22 protein-coding genes and 1 pseudogene are annotated in these 23343 nt (G+C 61.7%); 12 read left to right on the top strand and 11 right to left on the bottom strand.

What is annotated here, in order from left to right:
• Positions 1 to 27: 27 nt before the first annotated feature.
• Positions 28 to 2868, top strand: coding sequence for a class I adenylate cyclase (locus OSC50_RS25575; RefSeq protein ID WP_266247427.1), 2841 nt, complete (start codon positions 28 to 30; stop codon positions 2866 to 2868).
• Here the strand turns inward: OSC50_RS25575 and rnk are convergent.
• The 3 genes from rnk to cyaY form a co-directional block, all read right to left on the bottom strand.
• On the bottom strand, positions 2865 to 3278 hold the full coding sequence (gene rnk, locus OSC50_RS25570) for a nucleoside diphosphate kinase regulator (RefSeq protein WP_181076324.1): 414 nt from the start codon (positions 3276 to 3278) through the stop codon (positions 2865 to 2867). The two genes, OSC50_RS25575 and rnk, sit on opposite strands and share 4 nt — an antisense overlap.
• Positions 3279 to 3409: 131 nt before the next feature.
• Positions 3410 to 3628 carry a DUF1289 domain-containing protein gene (locus OSC50_RS25565; RefSeq protein ID WP_181076322.1) on the bottom strand — a complete coding sequence of 73 codons (219 nt, stop codon included), beginning with the start codon at positions 3626 to 3628 and terminating at the stop codon, positions 3410 to 3412.
• 2 nt (positions 3629 to 3630) lie between these two features.
• Positions 3631 to 3963: an iron donor protein CyaY gene (gene cyaY / locus OSC50_RS25560; RefSeq protein WP_266247428.1), complete on the bottom strand. Its 333-nt coding sequence runs from the start codon at positions 3961 to 3963 to the stop codon at positions 3631 to 3633.
• A 238-nt stretch (positions 3964 to 4201) separates the two neighbouring features.
• On the opposite strand from cyaY, the gene lptM reads away from it, so the two are divergent.
• The 6 genes from lptM to OSC50_RS25530 are packed head-to-tail and all read left to right on the top strand — an operon-like array spanning position 4202 to position 8787.
• Positions 4202 to 4372, top strand: coding sequence for an LPS translocon maturation chaperone LptM (gene lptM, locus OSC50_RS25555; protein ID WP_253509776.1), 171 nt, complete (start codon positions 4202 to 4204; stop codon positions 4370 to 4372).
• A 9-nt stretch (positions 4373 to 4381) separates the two neighbouring features.
• Positions 4382 to 5629: a diaminopimelate decarboxylase gene (gene lysA / locus OSC50_RS25550; RefSeq protein WP_181076318.1), complete on the top strand. Its 1248-nt coding sequence runs from the start codon at positions 4382 to 4384 to the stop codon at positions 5627 to 5629.
• A 3-nt stretch (positions 5630 to 5632) separates the two neighbouring features.
• Positions 5633 to 6463 (top strand): diaminopimelate epimerase, encoded by an 831-nt coding sequence (dapF, locus tag OSC50_RS25545; RefSeq protein WP_181076317.1) that lies wholly within the window; start codon positions 5633 to 5635, stop codon positions 6461 to 6463.
• Between the two features lie 13 nt (positions 6464 to 6476).
• Positions 6477 to 7193, top strand: a complete 717-nt coding sequence (locus OSC50_RS25540) for a DUF484 family protein (RefSeq protein WP_181076316.1) — start codon at positions 6477 to 6479, stop codon at positions 7191 to 7193.
• A gap of 2 nt (positions 7194 to 7195) precedes the next feature.
• Positions 7196 to 8095 carry a tyrosine recombinase XerC gene (gene xerC / locus OSC50_RS25535; RefSeq protein WP_266247430.1) on the top strand — a complete coding sequence of 300 codons (900 nt, stop codon included), beginning with the start codon at positions 7196 to 7198 and terminating at the stop codon, positions 8093 to 8095.
• Complete coding sequence (locus OSC50_RS25530) at positions 8092 to 8787, top strand: HAD family hydrolase (protein WP_266247431.1); 696 nt, start codon at positions 8092 to 8094, stop codon at positions 8785 to 8787. Before xerC ends, OSC50_RS25530 begins: the two co-directional genes overlap by 4 nt.
• 155 nt (positions 8788 to 8942) lie before the next feature.
• Here the strand turns inward: OSC50_RS25530 and sutA are convergent, their stop codons facing one another.
• The 4 genes from sutA to glnK form a co-directional block, all read right to left on the bottom strand.
• The gene (sutA, locus tag OSC50_RS25525; protein WP_181076313.1) at positions 8943 to 9278 is read right to left on the bottom strand and encodes a dormancy-specific transcriptional regulator SutA; all 336 of its coding nucleotides are present in this window, start codon (positions 9276 to 9278) and stop codon (positions 8943 to 8945) included.
• Positions 9279 to 9379: 101 nt separating this feature from the next.
• Positions 9380 to 9805, bottom strand: coding sequence for a secondary thiamine-phosphate synthase enzyme YjbQ (locus OSC50_RS25520; RefSeq protein ID WP_181076312.1), 426 nt, complete (start codon positions 9803 to 9805; stop codon positions 9380 to 9382).
• A gap of 211 nt (positions 9806 to 10016) precedes the next feature.
• Complete coding sequence (locus tag OSC50_RS25515; RefSeq protein WP_181076311.1) at positions 10017 to 11354, bottom strand: ammonium transporter; 1338 nt, start codon at positions 11352 to 11354, stop codon at positions 10017 to 10019.
• A gap of 34 nt (positions 11355 to 11388) precedes the next feature.
• A complete protein-coding gene (gene glnK, locus OSC50_RS25510; RefSeq protein ID WP_002555808.1) occupies positions 11389 to 11727 on the bottom strand; it encodes a P-II family nitrogen regulator in 339 nt (112 codons plus the stop codon).
• Between the two features lie 419 nt (positions 11728 to 12146).
• Between glnK and OSC50_RS25505 the strand changes: the two genes are divergently transcribed.
• Together OSC50_RS25505 and OSC50_RS25500 are read left to right on the top strand one after the other, a co-directional pair.
• The gene (locus OSC50_RS25505) at positions 12147 to 12407 is read left to right on the top strand and encodes an accessory factor UbiK family protein (protein ID WP_034101453.1); all 261 of its coding nucleotides are present in this window, start codon (positions 12147 to 12149) and stop codon (positions 12405 to 12407) included.
• Between the two features lie 166 nt (positions 12408 to 12573).
• The gene (locus OSC50_RS25500) at positions 12574 to 14070 is read left to right on the top strand and encodes a YifB family Mg chelatase-like AAA ATPase (RefSeq protein WP_266247432.1); all 1497 of its coding nucleotides are present in this window, start codon (positions 12574 to 12576) and stop codon (positions 14068 to 14070) included.
• A gap of 24 nt (positions 14071 to 14094) precedes the next feature.
• Here OSC50_RS25500 and OSC50_RS26335 read toward each other — a convergent pair whose 3' ends face one another.
• The 3 genes and pseudogenes from OSC50_RS26335 to OSC50_RS25490 all read right to left on the bottom strand — a co-directional run bounded on the left by OSC50_RS26335 (position 14095) and on the right by OSC50_RS25490 (position 17169).
• Positions 14095 to 14817 (bottom strand): methyl-accepting chemotaxis protein, encoded by a 723-nt coding sequence (locus OSC50_RS26335; protein ID WP_375139320.1) that lies wholly within the window; start codon positions 14815 to 14817, stop codon positions 14095 to 14097.
• A gap of 180 nt (positions 14818 to 14997) precedes the next feature.
• A pseudogene (locus OSC50_RS26330) lies at positions 14998 to 16071 on the bottom strand (Cache 3/Cache 2 fusion domain-containing protein); the annotation flags it as partial.
• A 177-nt stretch (positions 16072 to 16248) separates the two neighbouring features.
• A complete protein-coding gene (locus tag OSC50_RS25490; RefSeq protein WP_266247436.1) occupies positions 16249 to 17169 on the bottom strand; it encodes a LysR substrate-binding domain-containing protein in 921 nt (306 codons plus the stop codon).
• Positions 17170 to 17322: 153 nt separating this feature from the next.
• Here OSC50_RS25490 and OSC50_RS25485 point away from each other — a divergent pair, with 153 nt between their 5' ends.
• A complete protein-coding gene (locus OSC50_RS25485) occupies positions 17323 to 18726 on the top strand; it encodes a NorM family multidrug efflux MATE transporter (protein WP_266247550.1) in 1404 nt (467 codons plus the stop codon).
• 27 nt (positions 18727 to 18753) lie between these two features.
• Here OSC50_RS25485 and OSC50_RS25480 read toward each other — a convergent pair whose 3' ends face one another.
• Positions 18754 to 20427, bottom strand: coding sequence for a putative bifunctional diguanylate cyclase/phosphodiesterase (locus tag OSC50_RS25480; RefSeq protein ID WP_181076303.1), 1674 nt, complete (start codon positions 20425 to 20427; stop codon positions 18754 to 18756).
• 268 nt (positions 20428 to 20695) lie between these two features.
• On the opposite strand from OSC50_RS25480, the gene rep reads away from it, so the two are divergent.
• The gene (gene rep / locus OSC50_RS25475) at positions 20696 to 22705 is read left to right on the top strand and encodes a DNA helicase Rep (RefSeq protein WP_181076301.1); all 2010 of its coding nucleotides are present in this window, start codon (positions 20696 to 20698) and stop codon (positions 22703 to 22705) included.
• 58 nt (positions 22706 to 22763) lie between these two features.
• The gene (locus OSC50_RS25470) at positions 22764 to 23336 is read left to right on the top strand and encodes a xanthine phosphoribosyltransferase (RefSeq protein WP_003195447.1); all 573 of its coding nucleotides are present in this window, start codon (positions 22764 to 22766) and stop codon (positions 23334 to 23336) included.
• The last annotated feature ends 7 nt before the right edge of the window (positions 23337 to 23343 follow it).

The raw sequence follows: 23343 nt of genomic DNA, 5'->3' as shown, positions 1-23343 counted from the left end.
CGGGCCCTGCGAGCCGCCGAGTTCTACATGACCCGCACCCACGAAATCCGCCCCGACCTGGACGAAGGCATCGACCGCAAGGTGCTGGCCCAGTTGCGTGCGCGGTTCATGACCCTGAACGAAGGCCGCATGGCGCGAGCCGTCGAGGGGCTGACGCCACGCCAGCAGAGCGTGCTGACGCTGCTACCGCTGTTTTTTCATGTTAATCATCCGCTGCTGCCCGGTTATGTATCGGGCAGCACGCCGGCCGGGCTGTCGAATTTCGAGCCCGACGCCCAGGCCCTGGCCGAAGCTCAGCGCCTGACCCGCTCGTTCTCCTATAAGCCACGCCATGGCAACCCGCCAAGGCCGATTCACGGGCTGTACCTGATGGGCAGTCTCGGCACGCTGGCGCAGGCCGACCAGAGCGATATGGACGTGTGGGTGTGCCACGCAGCTGACCTGGGCGAGAGCGAACTGGCCGAATTGCGCAGGAAATGCCAGTTGCTGGAAACCTGGGCCCTGAGCATGGGTGCCGAGGCGCACTTTTTCCTGATCGAGCCGACCCGCTTCGTACTCGGTGAGCGCGATACGCAGCTCAGCTCCGATGATTGCGGCACCACCCAACATTACCTGTTGCTCGACGAGTTCTACCGCACCGCCATCTGGCTGGCCGGGCGCACGCCTATCTGGTGGCTGGTACCGGTCTATGAAGAACCTCGCTACGCCGAGTTCACTCACACGCTGCTGTCCAAACGCTTCATCCGTGCCGACGAGACCCTGGACCTGGGCCACTTGGCACACATTCCGGCGGGCGAGTTCATGGGAGCCGGGCTGTGGCAACTGTTCAAAGGCATAGAGTCACCTTACAAGTCGCTGCTCAAACTGCTGCTGACCGAAGTCTATGCCAGCGAGCACCCACAGGTGCATTGTCTGAGCCTGCGATTCAAGCGAGCCGTGTTCGCCAATCAGGTTGACCTTGACGAGCTGGACCCCTACATCGTGGTGTACCGCCGCATCGAGGAATACCTCACGCAGCGCAACGAGCCCGAACGCCTGGAGCTGGTAAGGCGCGCGCTGTATCTGAAGGTCAATCGCAAGCTCAGCAGCGGCCAGCGCACGACCAGTTGGCAGCGCCTGCTGCTCGAACGTCTCGCCGATGAGTGGGGCTGGGACCATCGCCAACTGGCCCTGCTGGACAGCCGCAGCCAGTGGAAAGTACGCCAGGTGGCCTCTGAACGCCGTGCCCTGGTCAACGAGCTGAACCACAGCTACCGCTTCCTGGCCCAATTCGCGCGCACGGAGCAGACCGTCAGCCTGATCAACAAGCGCGACCTCAACGTGCTCGGCCGCCGGCTGTATGCAGCGTTCGAGCGCAAGGCCGGCAAAGTCGAGTTCATCAACCCTGGCATCGCCCCGGACTTGGCCGAAGACACCCTCACGCTGGTGCAGTCGCCCGTCCGCAAAGAGCCTGGCCAGCACCATTGGGGCTTGTATAACGGTAACCTCACCGCGCTCGAATGCGAGCACTTCGCGCCGATCAAGCGCAGCCGCGACCTGCTGGAAATGCTCACCTGGTGCCATCGCAACGGGGTCATCGACAGCAGTACACGCCTGGCCCTGCATCCTGGCGTCAGTGACATGACCGAGTTCGAGTTGTTCAACCTGCTGGGCAGCCTGCAGCAGACCATCGCCCTGCCCCTGACCAGCGTTGATGAGGAGCGCCTGCTGCGCTCGGCGGTGCCCGAAGAGGTGCTGTTGCTGATCAACGTCGGCGTCGACCCGCTCAAACACCACCGCGACCTGAATATCCTGATGACCACCGAGCGCACCGACTCCCTGAGCTATGCCGGGGTGCGCGACAACCTGGTGCTGACATTGGACCAGGTGACCCTCAACAGCTGGAACGAGGTCATGGTCAGCCGCTACGACGGGCCGCACGCGCTGCTCGACTGCCTGCGCGATTACCTCAACCAATTACCGCCGAATCACCTGCCGCGCCTGCGGGTGCGCTGCTTCTGTCACAACCGTGCACAATTTATCGCGCAGCGCGTGGAAGAAGTCTTCGACACCGCGCAGAACCTGCTGTTGGGCCGCTCCAACCATCGCTACCTGTTGCAAGTGCAGCAGCATTACCACGTGATGGAGTTGACGCCGGGCCAGGCCGTCCACGTTTCATTGGCCACTCAAGAGGCGTTGATCGCGTACCTCAGCGAGGAACTGGCCAGCTACAGTCCGTTGCACCTGGACGCCATGGCTTTGGAAGACCACGACCTGGCGCTACTGTTACCCATGGGTATGGCGGACTGTGTGCAGGTGTTCTACCGGGTCAACGAAGGGTTCGCGGAGCTGTATGTGCTGGATGAATTCAACGCACTCTGGCAACAGCGCCTGCCTTTCCATGATGAGCAAAGCCTGTTGGTGCCGTTGCAGCGCTTTTTACAATCGATCATCTACCGCCGCGACGCGCTGTCGCCGCTGGACCCGCAACAGCCGATGAGCGCCGTACAGACGCTGTATTACCAGCTGTTGCCATCCGGCAGCGGACGCGCCCGTGGCATCGAGCCTCGGCCTGTGCCCTTGGCCTCGGAGAACAAACCGTTCTATGACGTGCAGGCCATTATCAGCAAGGCGGCACCCGGTCAGGTGGGCATCACCCTCTACTGCAATCAGCGCGAGTTTTCCGAACTGGAGTTCGGCGACCAACTGTTCACCGTGGTCGCCCGGGAGATCGTCGGGCAGCGCCGCGAAACCGAGCGCTACCGCTGCTACATCACCGACCTGGACTTGTCGGGCCTGCTCGGCGATGTGCAGAGCCCGAGTAATCTGTACCTGCGCTATAAGGCCGAGCTGGAGCTGTCGCTCAATGAGGCGCTGCGCCAGATTTAGAGCGGGAAGGCGCCCCCATCCTTGGGCTGGCCTTCAACGCTGAGCAATTCAAGCTTGAGAGTCTTGCCGCCGGGTGCCGGCCAGTCGATGTGCTGGCCCACTTGCAGGCCGAGCAACGCGCTGCCCACTGGCGCCATGATCGAAATCTTGCCTTCGTCGGCATTCGCATGCTTCGGGTAGACCAGGGTCAGGTGGTAGTCCTTGCCGCTGCCTTGCTCGCGGCAATGCACGCTGGAGTTCATGGTCACGACACCCGCGGGCACTTCATCGTGGCCAACCACCTCTTCGGCGCGGTCGAGTTCGGCCTGCAACGCTTCGACGCCGGGAGACTCGTCGCCCAAACGGTCGATCAGTTGCTCCAGACGCTGCACGTCAAGGCGGGTGAGGATGATGGACGGTGCGGTGGTCATGATTCAGGCAGACTCCTTTTTTCTGCACAAAAAAGCAAAACCCCGCCAGAAAAAGGCGGGGTTCTCACGGGCCTCGATGAGTGGAGGCGTAACCGGACACTAACACAGCGTCACAAATAAACAAGACAGCCTCAGGCGTGGGCCTTGCGTCGCTCGGCCTGGGCGCAGATCACACGGCGTCGATCGTCGTCGGCCGAGCGCCATTCGCGGATGTCTTCCACATGGCGAAAGCACCCGAGGCAGACTTTTTGCTCATCCAGGCGACACAAACTGATACAAGGTGACGGCACCGCCGGGCTGACGTTGCTGAACAACGGCTTGGGCGGGCGTACGGGGGCGGGCTGGCTCACGATCAGATCTCGTCGAAGTCCAGCTCTTCGCCGGTATAGTCCTGGACCAGGCGCGCGAGCATCTCGCCCAACAACTCTTCACTCTTATCGCACTGCCATTTGCGGCTTTCTTCGTCGTAGTCAAAGTGGATGCCACCGGAGCGCGCCGCCAGCCAAAGCTGACGCAGCGATTCCTGGCGACTGAAGATCAATTGCTGGCCACTCTCGAACTTGACAGTCAACACACCGGCCGATTGTTCCAGATCCACGTCCAGGTCGCTGTCGTCGAAAATATCTTCCAGCTTCTCCTGGGTGGCATCCACCAGGTCGTGAAAACGGGCTTCGGTCAAACTCATTGTGGCAACCTCAAAAGTGTCTGGTTTTGCTCAAGCGCCGCACGATACGGGCGAGCCTCGCCGATTGCAAAGGATACCGATTTCATCGCAGATGGCGGTATGAAATATCCCCTTCCAGCGTAGTCCGCTTCCCTACCATCTCGGCAAACCCCCGCCGGACGGGTATTCCAGCGCATAGGCAAGGTGGCGGGTGGTCGGTATACTCGGGCGCAATTAATGCATATTCAAGGATTTCGCCATGAAGCGCCTGATCTCTTCCCTTGCTGCGCTCGTCGCGGTCGCCTGCCTCGTTAGTGCCTGTGGTCAGAAGGGCCCGTTGTACCTGCCCGATGACAGCAAAGACCCTAACGATCAGGCGCAATCGTCGCAAAAGCCAGCCAAAGCGCATAAGCACGACACCTTCGAATAAGGGAACCCCATGGACGCTTTTAACTACCGGGACGGCGAGCTGTTCGCGGAAGGCGTGGCGCTGTCCGCGGTTGCCGAACGCTTTGGCACCCCGACGTACGTGTACTCGCGTGCGCACATCGAAGCGCAGTACCGTTCGTTTACCGATCCGTTGAATGGCGTGCCGCATCTGGTGTGCTACGCGGTCAAGGCCAACTCGAACCTGGGTGTGCTCAATGTCCTGGCGCGTCTGGGCGCCGGTTTCGACATCGTGTCCCGTGGCGAGCTGGAACGGGTGCTGGCCGCCGGCGGCCAGGCCGACAAGATCGTGTTTTCCGGCGTCGGCAAGAGCCGTGAAGACATGCGCCGCGCCCTGGAAGTCGGCGTGCATTGCTTTAACGTCGAGTCCACCGAAGAGCTGGAACGCCTGCAAAAGGTGGCCGCCGAGATGGGCGTTCGCGCGCCGATCTCCCTGCGCGTCAACCCGGACGTCGACGCCGGCACCCACCCCTACATCTCCACCGGTCTCAAAGAGAACAAGTTCGGCATCGCGATTGCCGACGCCGAGGATGTGTACATCCGCGCCGCCCAGTTGCCGAACCTGGAAGTGCTGGGCGTCGACTGCCATATCGGCTCGCAACTGACCACACTGCCACCATTCCTCGATGCGCTCGACCGCCTGCTGGCGCTGATCGACCGCCTGGGCGAATGCGGTATCTACCTGCGCCACATCGATCTGGGTGGTGGTGTCGGCGTGCGTTACCGCGACGAAGAGCCGCCGCTGATTGCCGACTACATCCAGGCCGTGCGCGAGCGCATCGAAGGCCGCGACCTGACGCTGATGTTCGAGCCGGGCCGTTACATTGTCGCCAACGCCGGCGTGCTGCTGACCCAGGTCGAGTACCTCAAGCACACCGAACACAAGGATTTCGCCATCGTCGATGCGGCGATGAACGACCTGATCCGCCCGGCGCTGTACCAGGCCTGGATGAATGTCACAGCGGTAACGCCTCGCAACAGCGCTGCGCGCGCCTATGACATCGTCGGCCCGATCTGTGAGACCGGCGACTTCCTGGCCAAGGATCGTCAGCTCGCCCTGGAAGAAGGCGATCTGCTGGCCGTGCATTCGGCCGGTGCCTACGGGTTTGTCATGAGTTCCAACTACAACACCCGCGGCCGTACCGCCGAGGTGCTGGTGGACGGTGATCAAGCGTTTGAAGTGCGTCGCCGCGAGACGGTAGCCGAGTTGTATGCTGGCGAAAGCCTGCTGCCGGAGTAAGCCATGCTGCTGCGTTTTACCAAGATGCACGGGCTGGGCAATGATTTCATGGTTCTCGACCTGGTCAGCCAGCACGCGCACATCCTGCCCAAGCACGCCAAACAATGGGGCGACCGTCATACCGGCATCGGTTTCGACCAACTGCTGATTGTCGAGGCCCCGACCAATCCGGAGGTGGATTTCCGTTATCGGATCTTCAACTCCGACGGCTCCGAAGTGGAACAGTGCGGCAACGGCGCGCGCTGCTTCGCGCGCTTCGTGCTGGACAAGCGCCTGACCGCCAAGCGACAGATTCGCGTCGAGACCAAGAGCGGCGTGATCGAACTGGACATACGCAATGACGGCCAGATCAGCGTCAACATGGGCGCGCCACGTCTGGTACCGGCGGACATTCCGTTCCAGGCCAGCGAGCAGGCGACCAGCTATGCGGTAGACGTCGATGGCAACGTGCTGGACCTGGCGGCCGTGTCGATGGGCAATCCCCACGCCGTGCTGCGCGTCAACGACATCAACAACGCGCCCGTGCACGATCTGGGGCCGAAAATAGAACACCATCCGCGCTTTCCGGCGCGGGTCAATGTGGGCTTTTTGCAGGTGATCGAGCGTAACCGCGCGCAACTGCGCGTATGGGAACGAGGCGCCGGCGAAACCCAGGCGTGCGGCACCGGTGCTTGCGCCGCTGCCGTCGCCGCGATCAGCCAGGGGTGGATGGATTCGCCGCTGCTGATCGACCTGCCCGGCGGACGTTTGTCCATCGAATGGGCAGGCCCGGGCCACCCGGTGATAATGACCGGGCCGGCCACGCGCGTATACGAAGGACAGGTCCGTCTATGAGAGAGCCAATCCAATGACCGATAAGCCTCAAGTACCCGCACAAGCATCCCCGGGCGAAACTCTGGAGGCCGCTGCCGTCGCGGCGTACCTTGAGGCTCATCCGGATTTCTTCGTCGAACACGACGAACTGCTGCCGGCCCTGCGCATCCCGCACCAGCGTGGCGACACCGTGTCGCTGGTGGAGCGGCAGATGAAAATCCTGCGTGAGCGCAACATTGAAATGCGCCACAAGCTCTCGCACCTGATGGACGTGGCCCGCGATAACGACCGCCTGTTCGACAAGACCCGTCGCCTGATCCTCACACTCCTGGACGCCGCCAGCCTGGAAGAAACAGTGATGGCCGTGGAAGACAGCCTGCGCCAGGATTTCCAGGTGCCCTTTGTCAGCCTGATCCTGTTCAGCGACAACCCGATGCCGGTGGGCCGCTGGGTCAGCGGCAGCGAAGCCCAGACTGCCATCGGCGGCCTGCTGTCCGAAGGCAAGACCATCAGCGGCACCTTGCGCGAGCACGAGCTCGACTTTCTGTTCGGTGCCGAACAGCGCAAACAGATCGGCTCCACCGCCGTGGTCGCCCTCAGCCATCAAGGCCTGCATGGCGTACTGGCCATCGGCAGCCGCGACCCTGCGCATTACAAAAGCTCGGTGGGCACGCTGTTCCTGACCTACATCGCCGAAGTGCTTGGCCGCGTCCTGCCGCGCTTCACCACCGCCCTGCGCGCGGTGCGCTAGCCATGGAACGGCAACTGGACGCTTACTGCGCTCACCTGCGCAACGAGCGCCAGGTGTCGCCCCATACGCTGCAAGCCTACCGGCGGGATTTGAATAAAGTCCTGGCCTACTGCGAAAAGCATCAGGTTGCCAGCTGGAAAGCCTTGGACATTCAAAACCTGCGCAGCCTGATCGCGCGGCTGCACCAGCAGGGGCAGTCCTCGCGCAGCCTGGCTCGCCTGCTGTCGGCGGTGCGCGGGCTTTACCATTACCTCAATCGCGAGGGCCTGTGCGATCACGACCCGGCCACCGGCCTGTCACCGCCCAAGGGTGAACGACGACTGCCCAAAACCCTGGATACCGATCGCGCCCTGCAGTTGCTGGAAGGCGCCGTGGAAGATGACTTCCTCGCTCACCGTGACCAGGCCATCCTTGAGCTGTTCTATTCCTCGGGCCTGCGCCTGTCGGAGCTGACCAGCCTGAACCTCGACCAACTGGACCTGGCGGACGGCCTGGTGCAAGTGCTTGGCAAGGGCAGCAAGACCCGCGTTTTGCCTGTGGGCAGCAAGGCTCGCCAAGCGTTGCAGCAATGGCTGGCGCTGCGTGCGCTGGCCAACCCGGTAGATGACGCCGTGTTTATCAGCCAAAAAGGTCTGCGCCTCGGCCCACGGGCCATTCAGGTCCGGGTCAAGGCCGCGGGCGAACGCGAGCTGGGGCAGAACCTGCACCCGCACATGCTGCGACACTCCTTCGCCAGCCACCTGCTGGAGTCGTCCCAGGACCTGCGCGCCGTGCAGGAACTGCTCGGCCACTCCGACATCAAGACCACGCAGATCTACACCCACCTGGATTTCCAACACCTGGCAACGGTGTACGACAGCGCCCATCCACGAGCCAAACGCATCAAGGACAGCGACTCATGAGTATCAAGCTGATCACTTTCGACCTGGATGACACACTCTGGGACAACGTGCCCGTCATCATCAGCGCCGAAGCATCGATGCGCGAATGGTTGGCGACCCATGCATCCAAAGTGGGCGACCTGCCCCTGGAGCACTTCGCCAGCCTGCGCCAACAGGTGCTGCAACGCCACCCGGAGCTAAAGCACCGCATCAGCCTGTTGCGCCATCGGGTATTGATGCATGCATTCGAAGAGGCCGGTTATCCACAGCCCGAAGCCACCGAAATGGCTGATGTGTGCTTTGAAGCGTTCATCCATGCACGTCATCAACTGACGGTCTTCCCAGAAGCCGAGCCTATGCTGCAGGCGCTGCGTCGCCAATATCTGCTGGGGGTCATCACCAACGGCAACGCCGACGTGCAGCGTGTAGGCCTGGCGGACTACTTTCACTTCGCGCTGCGCGCTGAAGACATCGGCATCGCCAAACCGGATGCGCGGTTGTTTCAAGAGGCATTGCAACGGGGCGGAGTGGATGCCAGTGCGGCGGTGCATGTGGGCGATCATCCTGGGGACGACATTGCCGGCGCGCAACAGGCGGGGCTGCGTGCAGTGTGGTTCAACCCGACGGGCAAGACTTGGGCGGCGGATACGCGCCCGGATGCGCAGATTCGCAGCCTGACGGAGTTGCCGGAACTGCTCCGTAACTGGCAATAACCGTGGAGATTTAACTTTGGGAGCCGGGGACTGATACACCGCTACCGGGGGCAAGCCCACCTTCCACAGTTGAATCGCATAAGACTCAATAAATCATCAGGCATGAAAAAGCCCGCAGCGACGGCGGGCTCTTTCTTACAAGCAGGTGGCTGGCCTCAGATAGGACGGCTGCCGTACTTGTTATCCGGTTTCTTGGGTGGATCGGCTACCACGTTGGGCTCGACCTCGACCACTTTGCCGCCTTTCGCGAGAAACTCTTCCATCGCACGGGCCAGGGCATCACGCTCTTTGTTCTTGGCCTCAACGCTCGGCAACTCATCGACCGACACTGCGGCCTTGGCTTTGCCTTTGGCCTTGGGAGCAGCGTCATCGCCTACACTGTCATCGGCCTCGTCAGGCACGTCGTCAACCGCCGCCGCTTCGAGGCTATCATCAGCCTCGTCTTCGTCACCGACTTCAAGGTCGTCGTTTTCCAGATCATCGTCGCTCATGTTCTACCTCATGACTTGCGAAAAGCAGATTAGTTATAGCCCAGCTTCACCCTCTGTCGAGCTCGCCGGAAAAAAATCACATCCACTGGATTACCAGTGGCTTACGCCTCATCACCCTGCAGGGTGGCGAGGACTTTGCGAGCACCGCCATGATCACGGTGCTCGCCCAGGTAAACGCCCTGCCACGTCCCGATCGCCAAACGGCCGGCCTTCACCGGCAAACTCAGCTGACAGCCCAGGAGACTGGCCTTGAAGTGCGCCGGCAGATCGTCCGGACCTTCGTCGTTGTGTTCAAACCCTGCGCGGCCTTGCGGCACCAGCAAGTTGAAAAACCGTTCGAAGTCACGGCGAACCGCCGGGTCGGCGTTCTCGTTGACGGTCAACGAGGCCGAAGTGTGCTGCAACCACAGGTGCAACAGTCCTACGCGACACGCCTTTAATTCAGGCAAGCCGGCAAGCAACTCGTCGGTCACCAGGTGAAAGCCCCGGGGCTTGGCCCGCAGGGTAATCAGGGTCTGTTGCCACATACAGTTCTCCGCCCATCGGCGCGCATTCTAGCGCGCTCTGGGAAAAAACAAAGTGTCGAATACGCCTACATGCCTGTAAGACATTCGCATGCTGAAAAATGCTCTATACGTCCCGACGCAAACATGACGCAAAAACCGCCGGAGCCTGTATGACTGACAAACGCCAGGCAAAAAAATGCCCGGCAAGCCGGGCATCTTTTTTTCCGCGTACTTACAAGTTGTAGCCGCGCTCGTTGTGTTGCGCCAGATCGAGGCCGACCGCTTCTTCCTCTTCGGTAACGCGCAGCCCCATGACCATATCCAGCACCTTGAGGATGACGTAGGTGACGATCGCCGTGTAGATCACGGTGAAGCCCACGCCTTTGCACTGGATCCAGACCTGTGCCGCTACGTCCGTCACGGTACCGAAGCCGCCCCATGCAGGCGCTGCGAACACACCGGTAAGGATCGCGCCGACGATACCGCCGATACCGTGCACCCCGAACGCGTCCAGGGAGTCGTCATAGCCCAGCTTGCGCTTGAGGCTGGTGGCGCAGAAGAAGCAGATCACACCGGCCACCAGGCCGATCACCAGGGCGCCCATCGGGCCCACGGTGCCTGCGGCCGGGGTGACGGCAACCAGGCCCGCTACCACGCCCGAGGCGATGCCCAGTGCGCTCGGTTTACCGTGGGTGATCCACTCGGCGAACATCCAGCCCAGTGCTGCGGCAGCGGTAGCGATCTGAGTGACCAGCATCGCCATGCCGGCGGTACCGTTGGCGGCCGCCGCGGAACCTGCGTTGAAACCAAACCAACCAATCCACAGCATGGCCGCGCCGATCAGGGTGTAACCCAGGTTGTGCGGCGCCATCGGCGTGGTTGGGTAACCTTTACGCTTGCCGAGCACGATGCACGCCACCAGGCCAGCCACACCCGCGTTGATGTGCACCACGGTGCCACCGGCGAAGTCCAGCACGCCCCAGTCCCACAGCAGGCCGCCGTTGCCGCTCCACACCATGTGTGCGATCGGTGCGTAGACCAGAGTGAACCAGATGGCCATGAAGATCAGCATGGCGGAGAACTTCATACGCTCAGCAAACGCGCCGACGATCAGCGCCGGTGTGATGATCGCGAAGGTCATCTGGAAGGTGATGAACACCGCCTCAGGGAACAGTGCCGCCGGGCCGGTAATGCTGGCTGGGGTGACACCGGCCAGGAACGCCTTGCCCATGCCGCCGACGAAGGAATTGAAGTTGACCACGCCCTGTTCCATACCGGTGGTATCGAACGCGATGCTGTAACCGTAGATAACCCACAGGATGCTGATCAGGCCAGTGATGGCGAAGCACTGCATCATCACCGAAAGAATATTTTTGGAGCGAACCATGCCGCCGTAGAACAGCGCCAGGCCAGGGATGGTCATGAACAGCACCAGCGCGGTGGATGTGAGCATCCACGCCGTGTCGCCGGAGTTGAGGACTGGAGCAGCCACTTCGTCTGCCGCCATGGCCAGGCTTGGCATTACGATGGACAACAGGGCTCCGAGCCCTGCGAATTTACGCAGAGTCATATTGTTTTCTCCTGGGGCGTTGGGGTTTGGCGGCTTAGATTGCGTCGGTATCGGTTTCGCCGGTACGGATGCGAATAGCCTGTTCCAGATTGACCACAAAGATCTTGCCGTCACCGATCTTGCCGGTGTTGGCAGCCTTGGTTATCGCCTCGATAACCCGGTCAAGATCCTTGTCGTCAATGGCGACATCAATCTTCACCTTCGGCAGGAAATCCACTACATATTCCGCGCCGCGATACAGCTCGGTGTGACCCTTCTGCCGACCGAAGCCTTTGACCTCAGTAACGGTAATGCCCTGCACGCCGATCTCGGACAACGACTCGCGTACATCGTCCAACTTGAACGGCTTGATGATGGCAGTGACTAGCTTCATGAAAACTCTCTCCCGAATTGGTGGACTTGCCCCAGGAAAACAAACCCGTCTCAAGTCTAAGCGCAGTGCCTGGCTTTGTAACGCGTCGTCGCCTCGGCATGCCGTTGCGACGCCAGCTAACCACTGGTGACAAACCTGTACCCCTGATCCATCGGCGCACTGCATTCGTCACAGCGACTGCATCAGTGCATGGGTCATGATCGTCTAAGCAGAAACCTTGCCAGCTCCGTGAAACTCACTGAAATCAATCCTTTGCTCACTTATGCCCACCTGCGGGGCGATGTGGCGAGCCTGATGCGCACAAAAACGGTGCGCAGCCCGCCGGAGCCCTGCGCGAAAAGCGTGCGCCCAAGGCCGTGAAAAAGACTATAGACGGTGCGTGATACACTGCCCGCCAACTGTTTTCCGGAATATTTCCCATGCTCGCGCCCAAAGATTTCCTCGATGCCCTGAGCGGCCACGCCTCTCGCCTGTTCAGCGGCGAAACTCCGCTGCCCCGCAATGAAATCGAAAGCCAGTTCAAGGCCTTGCTGCAAAGCGGTTTCAGCAAGCTCGACCTGGTCAGCCGTGAAGAATTCGACAGCCAGATGGTCGTGCTCGCCCGCACGCGGGCACGGCTGGAGAGCCTGGAGGCGAAGGTGGCGGAGCTGGAAGCGCGGCTGACGCCTGACCAGAAATAACCCACACTCCTTTGCACAAGCGAGCTTGTTCGCGCAGATCTTCGCGAGCAGGCTCACGTCGCCACGCCCAAGATACGTTCTGTAAAACCTCCCCACCCCGCGCTGACTTGCCTCGTCTACCCTTGAAAAACCGCAGGAAGCGGCCCTCATTTTTCAAGGAACGAGCATGTCACTGGCCATCGTCCACAGCCGCGCCCAAATCGGTGTCGAAGCCCCCGCCGTCACCGTCGAAGTGCACATGGCCAACGGCCTGCCGTCCCTGACGCTGGTGGGCTTGCCCGAAACCGCAGTCAAAGAAAGCAAGGACCGCGTGCGCAGCGCCATTCTCAACTCCGCGCTGCAATACCCGGCCCGTCGCATCACCCTCAACCTCGCGCCCGCCGACCTGCCCAAGGATGGCGGGCGTTTTGATCTGGCGATTGCCCTAGGCATCCTGGCCGCGAGTGTGCAGGTGCCGACGTTGATGCTCGACGACGTGGAATGCCTGGGCGAATTGGCGCTGTCCGGCGAGGTACGCGCCGTCAAAGGCGTGTTGCCGGCGGCGCTGGCTGCGCGCAAGGCCGGGCGCACTGTGATAGTGCCGCGCGCGAATGCGGAGGAAGCATGCCTGGCATCGGGCTTGAAAGTGATTGCAGTGGATCACTTGCTGCAGGTCGTGGCGCACCTCAATGGGCACGTGCCGATTGAGCCCTACACATCCGACGGTTTGCTGTACCTGAGCAAACCGTACCCGGACCTGAGCGAAGTGCAGGGCCAGATGACGGCCAAGCGGGCATTGCTGATCGCCGCGGCCGGCGCACACAACCTGCTGCTGAGCGGCCCGCCGGGCACCGGCAAGACCTTGCTCGCCAGCCGCCTGCCCGGCCTGCTGCCGCCCCTGAGTGAGCAGGAAGCCTTGGAAGTCGCTGCGATCCAGTCGGTGGTCAGCCTGGCGCCGTTGAGCCACTGGCCCCATCGACCGTTTCGCCAACCGCACCACTCAGCCTCCGGGCCGGCCTTGGTGGGCGGCGGCTCAAAACCCCAGCCGGGGGAAATTACCCTGGCGCATCACGGCGTGTTGTTTCTGGATGAACTGCCGGAATTTGATCGCAAGGTGCTGGAGGTTTTGCGTGAGCCGCTGGAGTCAGGGCATATCGTGATTTCCCGCGCGCGCGACCGAGTGAGCTTCCCGGCGCGCTTTCAACTGGTCGCAGCGATGAATCCCTGCCCCTGTGGGTATCTGGGCGATCCTACCGGCCGTTGTCGCTGTACGCCGGAGCAGATCCAGCGCTATCGCAACAAACTGTCCGGGCCGCTGCTGGACCGGATCGATCTGCACCTGACGGTCGCGCGTGAAACCACGGCGCTGAACCCCACCCAAGCGCCCGGCGATAACACCGCGACGGCGGCCGCACAGGTTGCCGACGCTCGAGAACGGCAGGAAAAACGCCAGGGCTGCGCCAACGCGTTTCTGGATCTGCCAGGGCTGCGTGAGCATTGCAGGCTGGCGAAGGCCGATGAAAGCTGGCTGGAACATGCCTGCGAGCGGCTGACACTGTCCTTGCGCGCGGCTCACCGGCTGCTCAAGGTCGCCCGTACCTTGGCCGACCTGGAGCAGGCAGAGGCGATCACTCGCGAGCATCTGCAGGAGGCACTGCAATACCGCCCTGCGGCGGTCACTTGAACCTCGTTTTTACCCGCCAGCGCTTCAGCGGAAGCGGTCCACCTCATGCCGCAAGCCCGACGCCAGGGTCTCCAGCTCCTTGGCGGTGATCGCCAGGTTCGACACCACTTCGCGTTGTTCGCTGTTGGCCAGCGCAATGCTCTGCAGATTACTGCTGAGCAGCGTTGCGGTGCTGCTCTGCTCCTGGGTGGCGGTGGTAATTGCGGCGAACTGCTGGCCGGCCGAGCGGCTTTGCTCGTCGATTCGCGCCAGGGCCGAGGCCACATCGGCATTGCGCGACAGGCCTTCCTGCATCAGCACCTTGCCCTGCTCCATGGTGCTGATGGCGTTACCGGTTTCCTTCTGGATGCTTTGAATCATTGCGGAAATTTCGTCGGTGGCTTCGCGGGTACGCGAAGCCAGGTTGCGCACTTCGTCCGCCACCACGGCGAAACCACGCCCCTGTTCACCAGCACGTGCCGCCTCGATGGCTGCGTTGAGCGCCAGCAGGTTGGTCTGTTCGGCGATGGCCGTGATCACGCCGACGATCCCACCGATTTCCTGGGAGCGCTGGCCCAGGGTGTTGATCACTGTGGCGGTGCTGTTCAACGCCGTGGCGATATGCTCCAGCGAAGATGAGGCCTCCTGCATCGAGTTGCGACCGATGCGGGTTTGCTGGGCGTTCTCCTGAGCCAGGCGTTCGGTGTTGCCCATGTTGTCGGCAATGTTCAGCGACGTCGCACTGAACTCTTCCACCGCGCCGGCCATGCTGGTGATTTCGCCGGACTGCTGCTCCATGCCTTCATAGGCGCCGCCGGACAAACCGGACAGCGCCTGTGCACGGCCATTAACTTCTTCTGCGGCCTTGCGGATATGCGACACCATGGTCGACAGCGCTTCACCCATCTGGTTGAAGGCGCGCGCCAGTTGGCCGATTTCGTCGTGACTGGAAACGTTCAGGCGTGCACTCAAGTCCCCCGCACCCAAGGCTTCAGCCTGGCGCACCAGATCGCCCAGCGGCGCCAGCTTGCTGCGCAGCAACCAGACCGTAGCGCCCACCGCCAGCAACATCGCCAACACACTGCCGATGACCAGGCGCAGGCCGACGGCCCAGGTAACCGCACGAATTTCCGCCTTGGGCATGCTGGCAACGACCGCCCAGGGGCCACCGTCGAAGGGCACCGATACACTGTAGAAATCTTCGCTCTTATCGCTCCAGAACCGCCCCTTGCCCGGGGTTTTGGCCAAGTCCAGCATTACCGGCACCGCCTGCTCCGGGGTCTGTACGCCGGCCGGTGGCACCAGCCAGTGTTTCTGTTCATCCAGCAAGGCCAGCGAACCGGTCTGGCCGATACGGAAGCGCTTGAGATTCTCGAACTGGACACTCTGCGCGTCCGTGTAGTCGAAGCCGATGAACAGCACGGCGATGACTTTACCGCCGGCGTCCCGCACCGGGCTGTACTGCGTCATGTAGGAGCGATCGAAAAGTACTGCCCGACCAATATAAGGCTGTCCGCTGAATACTCGCGCATAGGCCGGACCCTGACGGTCCAGCACGGTGCCAATCGCGCGGCTGCCGTCCTGCTTGGTCAGGGAAGTGCTGACCCGGATAAAGTCATCGCCACTGCGCACGAACACCGTAGCGACGCCGCCGGACATCTGTTTGAACTCGTCCACTTCGTTGAAGTTGTTGTTCAACACATCGCTGCCCAGGTACAGGCTCGGGGTCTGCACACCGGCGACGGCAATCGGCTGGTCCGCGCGCACGCTCAAACCGGCACTGAAACGCTGCTCGAACAGCCCGGTCAGGCGCTGGGTGCTTTCACGCAACGTGCTGTGGAACGTGTTGAGCTGATCGGCGAGCAAGCGTGCCTCACTGGCCAAGTGTTCCTCGCGGGTATCAAGGTTGGCGGCATCCAGGGAACGCAAGGCAAAAACAGTGCTGCCGCCGATGGCGACAGCCAGGATCAAGGCGAGGGCAATACCCAGTTGTGAGGCGATCCGAGCGCGAGGTTGAGACATGACAGCTCCTGGCCGAGGCCAGGATCATCCTGATCTCTTAGCGATGCTCGGCAAATTATCCAGTGGGGTACGTCGGCGCACAGTGGCTCCAATACTGCTACTTCGGCGGGATGAGCAAATACTTGAGCAGATCGCAGGGGTATCACGCAAACGGTTGCGCAGCAGGCGCTGCGGGCTTCAATCCAGGCGTTCCACCGTCGGCAGGAGCATGGCCTGAACTTCACTCTGAAGAAAATCCGCCAGGCGTCGCAGGCGTTCGCCACCGGGACGGGTCTTTGGCCAAACCAGGTAATAGTTTTCTCCACTGGCCACGGCGGTCGGCCACGGCAGGCTCAACCGGCCCTGGGCGACGTCTTCGGCGACCATAAGCAGGTCCCCCATGGAAACCCCATACCCACGCGCCGCGGCAATCATGCCCAACTCCAACGTGTCGAAGACCTGTCCGCCCTTGAGCGACACTTGAGACGACAGCCCCATGCGCTCCAGCCAATAGCGCCAGTCACGCCGATCGGGCGTGGGGTGCAGCAGCTCGGCCGTGGCCAGGCGCGCCACATCCCAGGGACCATCGTCCAGCAGGTTCGGCGCGCCAACCGGAATCAGCATCTCGGGAAACAAGTGGCACGCCTCCCAGTCCGTCGGAAAATGGCCGTTGCTCAGCAGCACCGCGCAGTCGAACGGTTCCTGATTGAAGTCCACTTCATCGACGCTCATCCATGCGCTCGTCAATTGCACCTCGTTGCCCGGCTGCAAATGCCGGAAGCGGCTGAGCCGCGCCAGCAACCAACGCATGGTCAGGGTCGAGGGCGCCTTCATGCGCAGGATGTCGTCATCGGTGTTCAGGGTGTGGCAGGCCCGCTCCAGCGCGGCAAAGCCTTCGCGTACGCCAGGCAGCAACAGCCGTGCGGCTTCGGTGAGTTGCAGATGGCGCCCGCTGCGCTGGAACAGGCGACAGGCAAAATGCTCTTCGAGGGTGCGGATATGCCGGCTCACGGCGCTTTGCGTGATCGACAGCTCATCCGCCGCCCGGGTGAATGAGTTATGCCGGGAGGCAGCCTCGAATGCCCTCAGGGCATACAGCGGAGGAAGACGACGAGACATAAGGAAAGCTCCGACAACGCAATAAGAGAACCGTACCAGAATCCACAGATGCATGAGTTTTAATCATGTGAACGATCGCATTTATCCCTTTGTGCAATAGGCCGGGAGCGCCGAGAATCAACCCTCCCCCCATTCCATGACTTTTCGAGCGTGATGATCATGCAGCATCCGGCACGTACCGAACTCTGGGCCATCCTGCGGCTGTCAGGGCCGCTGATCGCTTCGCAGTTGGCCCACATGTTGATGGTGCTGACCGATACGCTGATGATGGCGCGCCTGAGCCCCGAAGCCTTGGCCGGCGGCGGCCTGGGCGCGGCGAGCTATTCGTTCGTGTCGATCTTCTGCATCGGCGTGATCGCCGCCGTGGGTACGCTGGTAGCCATCCGCCACGGCGCGGGCGACATCGAAGGCGCCACGCGCCTGACCCAGGCCGGGCTCTGGCTCGCCTGGCTGATGGCCCTGGCAGCCGGCCTGCTGCTGTGGAACCTCAAGCCCGTGTTGCTGCTGTTCGGCCAGACCGAAACCAATGTGCATTCTGCGGGGCAATTCCTGACGATCCTGCCCTTCGCCCTGCCCGGCTACCTGAGCTTCATGGCGTTGCGCGGTTTCACCAGCGCCATCGGCAAGGCCACGCCGGTCATGGTGATCAGCCTTGGCGGCACGGTGCTTAACTACTTGCTAAACCACGCGCTGATTGAAGGTCTGTTCGGCTTGCCGAAACTGGGCCTGATGGGCATTGGTCTGGTCACCGCGATCGTCGCCAATGGCATGGCGCTGGCACTGATGTGGTACATCCGTAGCAATCGCGCGTATGCGGCTTACCCGCTGAGCAGCGGCCTGCTGCGTCTGAACACCCATTACCTGCGCGAATTGTGGCGCCTGGGCCTGCCGATCGGCGGCACCTATGCGGTGGAAGTCGGATTGTTTGCCTTCGCGGCACTGTGCATGGGCACCATGGGCAGCACGCAACTGGCCGCGCATCAGATCGCCCTGCAGATCGTCTCGGTGGCGTTCATGGTGCCGGCGGGTATGTCCTACGCGGTGACCATGCGCATCGGCCAGCATTACGGGGCCGGGCAGTTGCTGCAGGCACGCCTGGCGGGACGCGTCGGGATCGGTTTCGGTGCCTTGGTGATGCTGGGTTTTGCCGCCGTGCTGTGGCTGTACTCCGACCCTCTGATCGGACTGTTCCTCGACCATAACGACCCGGCATTCCATGACGTCATTGTATTGGCCGTCAGCCTGCTGGCCGTGGCGGCCTGGTTCGAACTGTTCGACGGCGTGCAGACGATCGCCATGGGCTGTATTCGTGGGCTCAAGGACGCCAAGACCACCTTCCTGGTGGGGCTGGGTTGCTATTGGCTGATCGGGGCGCCGTCGGCATGGTTGATGGCGTTCACCCTGGGCTGGGGGCCAACCGGCGTGTGGTGGGGCCTGGCGCTGGGGCTGGCCTGCGCGGCGGTGAGCCTGACGTGGGCGTTTGAAGCAAAGATGAAACGCATGATTCATCAGGAACCTGCGACTCAAGGCGTGTTTCAGGCTGCGCAAGCAGACTGAAAGGCCGACTTCACCGGCTCCACCGCGCTACATAACCGCGCCCGGCATGGCCTGCTGGCCATCGCCGACGGTCAGGTAAGCCACCAGCTCAGGCAATGGCAATGGCTTGCTGATCAGGTAGCCCTGGGCCTGATCGCAGCCAAATAACCGCAACAGCGCCAGTTGTTCCTGGGTTTCCACGCCTTCGGCCACCACCTCCAGGTTGAGGTTGTGGGCCAGGTTGATCATGGCGTGTACCAATTTGCGGTTTTCTTCACGCTCCTCCATGCCGCCGACAAAACTCTTGTCGATCTTCAACAGGGCAATCGGCAGGCTGTTGAGGTGCACGAACGAAGAGAAACCGGTACCGAAGTCATCCAGGGAAAACCGCACGCCCAGGCGACCGAGGGCATCCATGGTCTGTTTGACCAAATCGCTGCGGCGCATCACAGCGGTTTCGGTCAGCTCGAATTCCAGCCACTGCGCCTCTACCCCACGTTCCGCAATCAGACGGCTGAGGGTGGAAAGCAGTTGGCTGTCCTGAAACTGGCGAAACGACAGGTTCACCGCCATGTGCAGCGGCGGCAGGCCGCGTTCGCGCAAGTCCTGCATGTCGCGCAGGGCACGGGAGATCACCCAATAGCCAAGCGGTACGATCAGGCCGCTTTGTTCGGCCAGCGGTACGAACTCGCTGGGCGGCAACAGGCCACGTTCGCCGTGGCGCCAGCGCACCAAGGCTTCGAGGCCGACAATGTGGCCGTCGTCCAGGTCCAGGCGCGGTTGGTAGTGCAGCTCCAGCTCATCACGCCGCAGGGCACGACGCAGTTCGCTTTCCAGGTCGGCCAGGCTGCGGGCGTTGCGGTTGATGCGTTCGTTGAAGATATGAAAGGTGCAGCCCTGGGTGCTCTTGGCCTGCTGCATGGCGATATGGGCGTGCCACATCAGCGGGTCGGCGCCGGCGCGAGCGCGGGCATGGGCCACGCCCAGGCTGCAGCCGATCAGCAGGCTTTCGCCATCCACCCAGTAAGGTTCGGCCATGACTTGCGTGATGCGTTCGGCCATCCACTCGGCACGTTGGGGCGCGCGGCGGGTATCTATCAACAGAGCGAATTCATCGCTGCCCAGGCGGGCGAGTTGGTCGCCGACTTCGAGTTGGCTCTTGAGCCGCGACACTACCTGCAGAATCAGGCGGTCGCCGGCCTGGTGGCCAAGGGCGTCGTTGGCATGTCGGAAATTGTCCAGGTCCAAGTGACCGAGAGCCAGGCCGCGACCGTCGTTCTCGGCCAGTCGCGCGGCCAGCAAGGTCAGGAAGCCCTGACGGTTGGCGATGCCGGTCAGCGGGTCCTGTTCGGCCAGGCGTTGCAGGGTTGTTTCCAGCACACCGCGCTCGCGAACATGGCGCAGGCAGCGGCGCAGCGTGTCGACGGCCACGCCATCGCGCACCAGCCAATCGCTGACGCCTAACGGCGCAACCAGCGGTTCCTGCTCCAGCAGGAGCACGCAGGGCAGGCTGCAACGGCCGGGGGCGGGTTGCAGCATCGGTGTGGTCAACAGCACCGCGCTCTGGTCGTCATCGAACAGACGACTCACGGAGTCCCAGTTTGGCGCGCTGATCAGCACAGCCCCATCGCCCATCGGCGCCAGGCACTCGCGCAACAACGCTGCCCACTCAGGCGTATCGGCCAGAAGCAGCAAACGCAAGGGTTCGACAGGCGTAGACAAGCTAGCTCCCTAGACTCTGCAAAATTTCGTTGGCGGCGGGCATTATGACGTGCGGCCTGATAATCACCAATGATAAGAGTTATCAAACACGCAGGCTGTAATCATTTGTCAGCGCTTTAACCACAAGAAGCCCCGACATCCTGCGGCAAAGTAGCAAAACCGGCAAATTTAGATCGAGTGGTACGTCACACCGTCGATCCAGAGCAGCAGAATCTTGCCAGCCTGTTAAAATGCCCGCCCTTTTGATCAACGACCCCACACATTCCGTATGTCCCGACTCAACCCCCGGCAGCAAGAAGCCGTGAACTACGTCGGCGGCCCTCTATTGGTGCTCGCCGGCGCAGGCTCCGGCAAGACCAGCGTGATTACCCGCAAGATCGCGCACCTGATCCAGAACTGCGGCATCCGCGCCCAGTACATCGTCGCGATGACCTTTACCAATAAGGCCGCGCGGGAAATGAAAGAGCGCGTCGGCACCCTGCTCAAGGGTGGCGAAGGCCGTGGCCTCACCGTGTGTACCTTCCACAACCTGGGGCTGAACATCATCCGCAAGGAGCATGTGCGGCTGGGCTACAAGCCAGGCTTTTCGATCTTTGACGAGACCGACGTCAAAGCCTTGATGACCGACATCATGCAGAAGGAATACGCGGGCGACGACGGCGTCGACGAGATCAAAAACATGATCGGCGCCTGGAAAAACGATCTGGTCCTGCCGCCCGAAGCCCTTGAAAACGCGCGCAACCCCAAGGAACAGACCGCCGCCATCGTTTACACCCACTACCAGCGCACGCTCAAAGCGTTCAACGCCGTGGACTTCGACGACCTTATCCTGCTGCCGGTCAAACTGTTCCAGGAACACAAGGACATCCTGGAAAAATGGCAGAACAAGGTGCGCTACCTGCTGGTCGACGAATACCAGGACACCAACGCCAGCCAATACCTGCTGGTGAAGCTGCTGATCGGCACGCGCAACCAGTTCACCGTGGTGGGCGACGATGACCAGTCGATTTACGCCTGGCGCGGCGCTCGTCCGGAAAACCTGATGCTGCTCAAGGAGGATTACCCATCCTTGAAAGTGGTGATGCTGGAGCAGAACTACCGCTCCACCAGCCGCATCCTGCGCTGCGCCAACGTGCTGATCTCCAACAACCCCCACGAGTTCGAAAAACAGCTGTGGAGCGAGATGGGCCACGGCGACGAGATCCGCGTGATCCGTTGCCGCAACGAAGACGCCGAAGCCGAGCGCGTGGCCGTCGAGATCCTCAGCCTGCACTTGCGCACCGACCGGCCCTATAGCGATTTTGCGATCCTGTATCGGGGCAACTACCAGGCCAAGCTGATCGAGTTGAAGTTGCAGCATCACCAGGTGCCGTATCGCCTGTCGGGCGGCAACAGCTTTTTCGGACGCCAGGAAGTCAAAGACCTGATGGCGTACTTCCGCCTGATCGTAAACCCGGACGACGACAACGCCTTCCTGCGCGTCATCAACGTGCCACGCCGGGAGATCGGTTCGACGACCCTGGAAAAGCTCGGCAACTACGCTACCGAACGTAAGATCTCGATGTACGCCGCCACCGACGAAATCGGCCTGGGCGAACACCTGGACACGCGCTTCACCGACCGCCTGTCGCGCTTCAAACGCTTTATGGACAAGGTGCGCGAGCAATGCGCCGGCGAAGACCCGATCAGCGCCCTGCGCAGCATGGTCATGGACATCGACTATGAAAACTGGCTGCGCACCAACAGCTCCAGCGACAAGGCCGCGGATTACCGTATGGGCAACGTCTGGTTCCTGATCGAGGCGCTGAAGAACACCCTGGAAAAAGACGAAGACGGCGAAATGACCGTCGAAGACGCCATCGGCAAGCTGGTACTGCGTGACATGCTCGAACGCCAGCAGGAAGAGGAAGACGGCGCCGAAGGTGTACAAATGATGACCTTGCATGCGTCCAAGGGTCTGGAATTCCCCTACGTGTTCATCATGGGCATGGAAGAGGAAATCCTCCCGCACCGCTCCAGCATCGAAGCCGACACCATCGAGGAAGAACGGCGCCTGGCCTACGTGGGCATTACCCGCGCGCGTCAGACCCTGGCCTTCACCTTTGCCGCCAAGCGCAAGCAATACGGCGAAATCATCGATTGTGCCCCCAGCCGGTTCCTCGACGAACTGCCGCCGGACGACCTGGCCTGGGAAGGCAATGACGACACCCCGACCGAGGTGAAGGCCGTTCGCGGCAATACCGCCCTGGCGGACATACGCGCGATGTTAAAGCGCTAGAATCGACTACTTTTTAATCTACTTTCGGCGCACAACGCGCCATTAGAGGAAGCTTTCCGTGGAAGCACTGCACAAGAAAATTCGCGAAGAAGGCATCGTGCTTTCCGATCAGGTACTCAAGGTCGATGCGTTTCTGAACCACCAGATCGACCCGGCGCTGATGAAACTGATCGGCGACGAGTTCGCCGCGTTGTTCAAGGACTCGGGCATCACCAAGATCGTCACCATTGAGGCCTCGGGCATCGCCCCGGCGATCATGACCGGCCTGAACCTGGGCGTGCCGGTGATTTTCGCGCGCAAGCAGCAATCTCTGACCCTGACCGAAAACCTGCTGTCGGCGACGGTGTATTCGTTCACCAAGAAAACCGAAAGCACCGTGGCCATCTCGCCGCGTCACCTCACCAGCAGCGACCGCGTCCTGGTGATCGACGACTTCCTGGCCAACGGCAAGGCGTCCCAGGCACTGATTTCGATCATCAAGCAGGCCGGCGCAACCGTGGCCGGTTTGGGGATCGTGATCGAGAAGTCGTTCCAGGGTGGCCGCGCCGAGCTGGACGCGCAGGGTTATCGGGTTGAGTCGCTGGCGCGCGTGAAGTCGTTGGCCGGTGGCGTCGTCACCTTCATCGAGTAATTTGCTA

This window comes from Pseudomonas quebecensis (assembly GCF_026410085.1).
Lineage (GTDB): Bacteria > Pseudomonadota > Gammaproteobacteria > Pseudomonadales > Pseudomonadaceae > Aquipseudomonas > Aquipseudomonas quebecensis.
Note: the sequence above shows the minus strand (reverse complement) of the source record. Positions and strands in the feature narration are given on the sequence as shown.

What these genes read in the sequence shown, in the direction of transcription:
- OSC50_RS25575 (WP_266247427.1), top strand. Translation starts at nt 28, where the DNA reads ATGACCCGCACCCACGAAATCCGCCCCGACCTGGACGAAGGCATCGAC.
- rnk (WP_181076324.1), bottom strand. Translation starts at nt 3,278, where the DNA reads ATGACCACCGCACCGTCCATCATCCTCACCCGCCTTGACGTGCAGCGT.
- cyaY (WP_266247428.1), bottom strand. Translation starts at nt 3,963, where the DNA reads ATGAGTTTGACCGAAGCCCGTTTTCACGACCTGGTGGATGCCACCCAG.
- lptM (WP_253509776.1), top strand. Translation starts at nt 4,202, where the DNA reads ATGAAGCGCCTGATCTCTTCCCTTGCTGCGCTCGTCGCGGTCGCCTGC.
- lysA (WP_181076318.1), top strand. Translation starts at nt 4,382, where the DNA reads ATGGACGCTTTTAACTACCGGGACGGCGAGCTGTTCGCGGAAGGCGTG.
- dapF (WP_181076317.1), top strand. Translation starts at nt 5,633, where the DNA reads ATGCTGCTGCGTTTTACCAAGATGCACGGGCTGGGCAATGATTTCATG.
- OSC50_RS25540 (WP_181076316.1), top strand. Translation starts at nt 6,477, where the DNA reads ATGACCGATAAGCCTCAAGTACCCGCACAAGCATCCCCGGGCGAAACT.
- xerC (WP_266247430.1), top strand. Translation starts at nt 7,196, where the DNA reads ATGGAACGGCAACTGGACGCTTACTGCGCTCACCTGCGCAACGAGCGC.
- OSC50_RS25530 (WP_266247431.1), top strand. Translation starts at nt 8,092, where the DNA reads ATGAGTATCAAGCTGATCACTTTCGACCTGGATGACACACTCTGGGAC.
- sutA (WP_181076313.1), bottom strand. Translation starts at nt 9,278, where the DNA reads ATGAGCGACGATGATCTGGAAAACGACGACCTTGAAGTCGGTGACGAA.
- OSC50_RS25520 (WP_181076312.1), bottom strand. Translation starts at nt 9,805, where the DNA reads ATGTGGCAACAGACCCTGATTACCCTGCGGGCCAAGCCCCGGGGCTTT.
- OSC50_RS25515 (WP_181076311.1), bottom strand. Translation starts at nt 11,354, where the DNA reads ATGACTCTGCGTAAATTCGCAGGGCTCGGAGCCCTGTTGTCCATCGTA.
- glnK (WP_002555808.1), bottom strand. Translation starts at nt 11,727, where the DNA reads ATGAAGCTAGTCACTGCCATCATCAAGCCGTTCAAGTTGGACGATGTA.
- OSC50_RS25505 (WP_034101453.1), top strand. Translation starts at nt 12,147, where the DNA reads ATGCTCGCGCCCAAAGATTTCCTCGATGCCCTGAGCGGCCACGCCTCT.
- OSC50_RS25500 (WP_266247432.1), top strand. Translation starts at nt 12,574, where the DNA reads ATGTCACTGGCCATCGTCCACAGCCGCGCCCAAATCGGTGTCGAAGCC.
- OSC50_RS26335 (WP_375139320.1), bottom strand. Translation starts at nt 14,817, where the DNA reads ATGGCCGGCGCGGTGGAAGAGTTCAGTGCGACGTCGCTGAACATTGCC.
- OSC50_RS25490 (WP_266247436.1), bottom strand. Translation starts at nt 17,169, where the DNA reads ATGTCTCGTCGTCTTCCTCCGCTGTATGCCCTGAGGGCATTCGAGGCT.
- OSC50_RS25485 (WP_266247550.1), top strand. Translation starts at nt 17,323, where the DNA reads ATGATCATGCAGCATCCGGCACGTACCGAACTCTGGGCCATCCTGCGG.
- rep (WP_181076301.1), top strand. Translation starts at nt 20,696, where the DNA reads ATGTCCCGACTCAACCCCCGGCAGCAAGAAGCCGTGAACTACGTCGGC.